This window comes from Methanoregula sp. (assembly GCF_002835825.1).
GTDB lineage: Archaea > Halobacteriota > Methanomicrobia > Methanomicrobiales > Methanospirillaceae > Methanoregula.
Genome location: NZ_PIZH01000106.1, coordinates 1 through 6,146 on the forward strand (window position 1 = coordinate 1; position 6,146 = coordinate 6,146).

Annotated in this window: 5 protein-coding genes; 2 read left to right on the forward strand and 3 right to left on the reverse strand. The window is 59.2% G+C overall.

Annotated features, from left to right (window positions below; all coding sequences use genetic code 11):
• Positions 1-113: 113 nt before the first annotated feature.
• Complete coding sequence (locus CW742_RS05430) at positions 114-1,148, forward strand: 3-oxoacyl-ACP synthase (protein WP_292417557.1); 1,035 nt, start codon at positions 114-116, stop codon at positions 1,146-1,148.
• A gap of 97 nt (positions 1,149-1,245) precedes the next feature.
• Here CW742_RS05430 and CW742_RS05435 read toward each other — a convergent pair whose 3' ends face one another.
• Positions 1,246-2,184, reverse strand: coding sequence for a ketopantoate reductase family protein (locus tag CW742_RS05435; RefSeq protein WP_292417559.1), 939 nt, complete (start codon positions 2,182-2,184; stop codon positions 1,246-1,248).
• A 28-nt stretch (positions 2,185-2,212) separates the two neighbouring features.
• Positions 2,213-3,145: a class I SAM-dependent methyltransferase family protein gene (locus CW742_RS05440; protein WP_292417562.1), complete on the reverse strand. Its 933-nt coding sequence runs from the start codon at positions 3,143-3,145 to the stop codon at positions 2,213-2,215.
• A gap of 26 nt (positions 3,146-3,171) precedes the next feature.
• On the opposite strand from CW742_RS05440, the gene hmgA reads away from it, so the two are divergent.
• Positions 3,172-4,449, forward strand: a complete 1,278-nt coding sequence (gene hmgA, locus CW742_RS05445; RefSeq protein ID WP_292417565.1) for a hydroxymethylglutaryl-CoA reductase (NADPH) — start codon at positions 3,172-3,174, stop codon at positions 4,447-4,449.
• Between the two features lie 52 nt (positions 4,450-4,501).
• Here hmgA and CW742_RS05450 read toward each other — a convergent pair whose 3' ends face one another.
• Entirely contained in the window at positions 4,502-6,097 is a 1,596-nt protein-coding gene (locus CW742_RS05450; RefSeq protein ID WP_292417567.1) for an amino acid permease, read from the reverse strand.
• Positions 6,098-6,146 lie beyond the last annotated feature (49 nt).

Here is a 6,146-nt window from a genome sequence, read left to right on the forward strand (position 1 = left end):
CATTTGTTAACAGTCTACAATCGGCGGAAAACCGCCGGCCGATTCACCACTGACCAATTATTAAGGCAGATCACTGCGTACCTTTTCGATCAGCAGTATATTTGGAAACTGACATGGTATCTTCGCAAGGTTCCCGGAGAGCAACCGTTGGCATATCGGGGATAGGATACTATCTCCCGAAAAACACGGTTACCAGCCGCGAGATGGCAGAGTGGACGGGAATCGATGAGTCGGTCTTTTCCGAAAAGATCGGGATTAAAAGAAAACATATCGCCGGCCCGGACGAACACCCGGCGGAGATGGGGATCCGGGCCGCAGGCCGGGCGATAGAGGACGCCAAAATCTCCCCGGAAGAGATCGATGTGATCGTGTACGGGGGGTTGGGATTTTACGATTATCATTTCTGGTCCCCGGCAGCAAAGATCCAGGGGGAGATCGGGGCACACAAGGCGTACGCGTTCGAGGTGAGGAATGGCTGCAACGGGGGTAACCTTGCGCTCAGCGTCTGCAGGGACATCCTCGTTGGCGATCCCAAAAAGGAGTACGCCCTGGTGGTATGCAGCGACAAGCTCTCCATGGCGGTCAATTACACTGATAAGACGGCAGTCTCATCCTTCTCCTTCGCCGATGGCGCAGCAGCATCCGTGCTGAAAAAGAACCACCGGCAGAACAAGCTGCTCTCCTATGCAAGCATCACTGACGGATCTCTTGTGGATTACGTGAAGGTTCCCTGCGGGGGGACCCGCCAGCCCATGGCCGGTCCTGCGATCTGCCGGGAGGACTGTTTCCTTCGGGTGACGGATCCGGCAGCACTCGACGGGATATTCGCCAAAACCTACCTGAAGAATTACCTTGCCGTTATCAGCGATGCACTGAAGAGCAGCGGACATACCGTCCGGGACATCGACCACCTTTTTACGAACCAGGTGAAGAAGAGCATCACGGACAGCCTCCTTGCGGAGCTCGGGCTTGACGAGTCTAAGACCATGAGGACAATGAAGGAGTACGGGCATATGGGCCCTGTCGATACCCTCTTCTGCCTGGCACGGGCCCGCAAATCGGGGAGGATCAAGCCGGGCGACCTCGTCGTCCTTGCCGGGAGTGCAATCGGGTTCACATGGGCGGCAATGGTGCTGGAATACCAGTGAACGATGGCCGGTGATTTCCGGCTCTTTCCTTCCCTTTCAAAAAAAAACCCTGATCGTCACCAGGTTCCGGAACAATGCCCCCCAATGAGAGCGCTCTTCATGACCGTATCATGCCCCAGGCGGATTCCCTGAACCGGATAAGATCGGATATGCACGCATTATAGGGTGTCGCAATACCCAGCCGCTCTCCCTCCCTGACGACCGCACCATTCAGGTAATCGATCTCGGTTTTATGCCCATGTAAAATGTCCTGCAACATGGAGGACCGGTGCCGGGCCATCACCGGGATCAGGGCTCCCTGCAGGTACCCGAGGAAAGTATCGGGATCCCTCCATTCGAGACGTATGCCTTCCCTCTGGACAACGACGTAGATCTCCCTGACGATCTGTTCAATGATGTGCCAGCTGTCCGGCCCCCGCAGGTCCCCGTACGCGACACCCGTAATGGCACTGAGTGGGTTTAAGGAACAGTTGATGAGGTTCTTGGACCAGAGTTTTCCCTTGATATGTCCGGTGGGTTCAACAGGGATTCCGGCCTTTGTCAGGATATCGGCAAGGCCCATGACCCCCGCATCCAGCCCTTCCGGGAACCGGCCGATCTGCAGGGGCCCCGCATTAGCCGTAACCTGGACAGCGCAGTCCCCTTCCCGCACGAACCCGGTAAGGACAACGCCGCCAATGACATGATCTGTGTACTGTGCAATCGTTTCCTCATTGCCGATACCATTCTGGAAACTGACCACATCGGCAGCACCTACCAGGTCCTTATACTGCCGGCAGATGCTGTCTGTATCCTGCGACTTTGACGTGACAAGGACATAGTCAAACGGCTCGTTGCCTTCAAGAGTACTGACACAGGGAAAGCTGAAGGATTCATCACCCCATGCACCGTGGATGGAGAAACCGCTCCGGGAGATCCCCGAGGCATACTGTTCCCTTGTTACCGCAACAACGTCAGCGACCCGGGAGAGTTTTGCGGCAAGCGGAAGCCCTACCGCCCCGGCGCCGAGAACAAGGATCCTGACCGGGCTGCTCATGTGGTGAAATATCATGCGTGATTGGTTATCAACTCTTCACCAGAATGTCGTACACCGCGTGCCATTGGGCAGGCGAATATGAACGCACAACACGCTCGGAGGTGACGGTCCCGCCCAGTTCGCGGATCCGCGCTTCGTGCTCCCTTTCGGCAGATACCAGCGAGTAGAAGTGGATCGTCCCGCCCGGCCGCACGAGCCGGAACGCTTCTGACAAAAATTCTGTGCCGGCAAGGGGCAGGTTCATGACCACCCGGTCAAACCGCCACGGAAGAATCCGGACAAGGTGCCGGGCGTCCATGAGCAGCGGGAGAACATTTTCTACCCGGTTCCTGTCCAGGTTCTCAAGCATCATGGCAACTGCTTTTGGGTTGAGATCCGATGCTACGATAAGGGATGCCTGCTTTGAAAGCGTGATCGCAAACGGCCCTACCCCTGCAAACATATCAAGGACAAGTTCTCCTCCCCGTACCTGGGCGAGGATGCGCTGGCGCTCAGTGGAGAGCCGGGCCGAGAAGTAGGCGCCGGCAAGGTCCACGGCAAATGAATACCCGTGCTCGGTCACGAACGTGCGGGTTGTCGGCTTCCCGGCAAGGATGGAGAACTCCCGCGTCCGGTACTCCCCATGGACTTCCCCCTCCGCGGAGACGACGGTGTGGAGCGAGGGGCGGGATTTCAGGAGTGCCTCAGCTCCCCCGGGGTCCTGTTCCTGCATGATAGCAATCCCGCCCACCAGCTCGTGCCGGGGAAGCGGTTCCCTGCCCGGGTGCGCCTCGAACTCGAACCAGGACGCCCCCTCGCGCTCCTCTCGGAGCGGCAGGATGAGGTCGGGACCCTCGCGCAGGACCTTAAGCGAGGGATCAAGCGCACCCTCCCGTATCAGCGCCTGCCGCACCTCTTCCCCTTGCCGTGCGGGGACCCGGATCCCCCACTGGCCGGCCTGCCTTTTAACCACGTGTATCATTACGGTATAGGTGCTAATAAGTAATCATGGCTGATGATGCACAGCGCCGCAGCGGGCAGGACGGCGGCGCACAATCAGGTCAGGACCAAGAGAGGGATGCCGTTATCCACGCAAAACTGAAAGACGGGACGCTGAAGATCTACGAACTGGAAAAGGAACTCATGCCCATCGATGCTATCCGTGTCCGGCGCGGGTTTATCGAGCAGGAGACCGGTACAAAACTCGATAACATCGGTATCTTCAGCATCGATGTGGAGCGCGTGACAAAGCGCAACTGCGAGAACATGATCGGGACCGTGCAGGTTCCGGTCGGTGTTGCCGGGCCGGTCCTCGTCAACGGGGGTTGTGCCAGCGGGAAGTACTGGCTCCCGCTCGCGACAACGGAAGGGGCCCTTGTCGCCTCGGTCAACCGCGGGTGCAACGCGATTACGAAGGCCGGGGGTGCAGACGTGCGCATCATCCATGACGGCATGACCCGGGCACCTGTCTTTGCCACGGAGAGCGTAAGCCACGCGGTGCAGGTTGGCGACTGGGTGAAAGCACACCACGACGAGCTCAAGGCCGCGGCCGAGAGCACGACCTCCCATGGGAAACTGACCGGGATTGTCACGTTCGTGACCGGCACCAGCGTCTATGTCCGGATGGAGTTCGACACCAAGGACGCGATGGGCATGAACATGGTCACCATCGCAAGCGCAAAGGTCGCAGACATGATTGCACAGGGCACCGGCGCACGGCTCATCGCCCTCTCAGGCAACATGTGCACCGACAAAAAACCCGCCACGATCAACAGTATCATGGGCCGGGGCCGGAGTGTGGTTGCCGGGGTCGCCCTCACCCATGAACAGATCAAAACGATCTTCAAGACCGACGCGCAGTCCCTCTTCGAGGTGAACTACCGGAAGAACCTGGTCGGCTCTGCCCGGGCCGGTGCCATGGGGTTCAATGCGCATGCCGCAAACATCGTTGCCGCGATGTTCATCGCCTGCGGCCAGGACGCGGCCCACGCGATCGACGGGAGCACCTGCATCACCACGGTCGACCAGACAGAGACCGGGGTTTATGTTTCCGTCACGCTGCCATCCCTTCCGGTGGGTACTGTTGGCGGGGGGACCGCGGTCGACACCCAGCAGGAGTGTTTACAACTCCTCGGTGTTGCCGGTAGCGGTACTCCTCCGGGTACGAATGCGAGGAAACTCGCGGAAATTATCGGCGCCGGCGTCCTTGCCGGCGAACTCTCCCTTCTTGGTGCCCTTGCGGCCCAGCACCTTGCCCGCGCCCACCAGCAGCTCGGCCGGGGATAATCCCCCGTTCTATTCATTTCTTTTTTTCATCCTGATTGCAGGAAAAAGAGTGTTACTGCTTCACCCGCTTGTCCGGGAAGAGCTCGTCAAAGGACTTCTCGTCACGGTTCAGGTACCTGAATGCCTTCAGACGGTTGGTGCGCCTTCCGACCCAGTAGATGAACATGGGGACACAGAGGACCGGCACCGACAGGTACAGCGACCCGGAGAGTGCAGGATTGAACGCAAGCACGACGAGGGCGATGACCTCAAGTATGACCCCGACAATAACCGGCATCCACGGGGAGAGCGGGGCTGGTGCAACAATATCGGCATCGGTATACCCGCGCTCGTAAATTCTCCTGCGGAAGACCACCTGCGCCCAGCAGATGGAGATCCAGCAGATGGCACCAGTGAAGGCCGAGACGGAAAGGAGCCAGATGTAAAGCTGGCCCTCGCCGTTCGTGAACCACCAGAGCGAGAGGACAAGCCAGCAGCACGCAAGCGTGACGAGCGTGCCCACCATGGGGACGCAGTTGCGGTTCAGCCGCGAGAGGAACCGGGGCGCCATCCCCTCGATCGAGAGGCCGTAGAGGGCTCGCACCGCCCCGTAGAACCCGCTGTTGGCGCAGGAGAATGCCGCGGTCAGGACAATGAAAGAGAGTACGGCTGCTGCTTCCTGGAACCCGTACTTCGCAAGTGCCGTCGAGAAGACGCTGTCGGTAAGCCCCGCCTCGGCAAACGGGATGATGAGAATGAGGAACAGGATGGGGAGGATATCGACGCGGATGATCCGGTGGACCACCTGGCGGCAGGCCTTCGGCACCGTCTGCTTCGGGTTCTGGGTCTCTGCGGCAGCAAGGCCTACAATCTCCGAGCCCTGGAAGTTGACGAGGATTAAGGCCATGTTGGCGACAAGGATGAAGGCCCCGGCCGGAAAGATGTCGTCATACAGGTTCCCACCCGGCGGGAAGACAACGCTCGTCCCGATGAAGCCGGCGGTACCGATGAGCCCGAGAACAATGAGGGCCGCGACAACGCAGAAGATGATGTTGTGCACAATCTTGATGATCGCAAGCGAACTCTCCACAAGGCCGAATCCCCCCACATGGATTAGGTTCAGGAGGGTGATCATGAGGAGGAACGCAACCGCCCACAATACCACCGGCACCGTCGGGACAAAGACATGCATGATGATGCCCCCTGCCACAGCCTCCGATGGAATATACGCGCACCAGTTGAACCAGTAGCTCCAGCCGGTACCTACGGCCCAGGTGGGGGAGATGAACTCTGCCGAGTAGCTGATGAAATTGCCCTGGCGCGGGACATTGACCAGCAACTCGGCAAATGACTGCATCACGGTGTAGATGATGAGGCCGCCAATGGCGTAGAGGAGGATTACGCTTGGGCCCATCTCTGATATGAGATACCCAGTGCCGAGGAAATAGCAGGAGCCGATGATCCCCCCGATGGCGATCAGGTTGGCCATCCACGGGCGGATGCCGCGTTTCAGCCCGAACTCCCCCATGGGCGGCAGCGGATCGCGGGGGCGATGATGGTGTGCTTTGCTCTCTTCGATCTCTTCCTTTATTGGATCGGAGTCCGGGAAGGGAAAGTCCGGCTCGTTTCTGTCACGGACAGGGTCCTGGGGCGGGCTGGTCTTGGTCACACGGCACTCACTCGCTCCACGATCCGTAGACCTTAGATGACGCATCCGG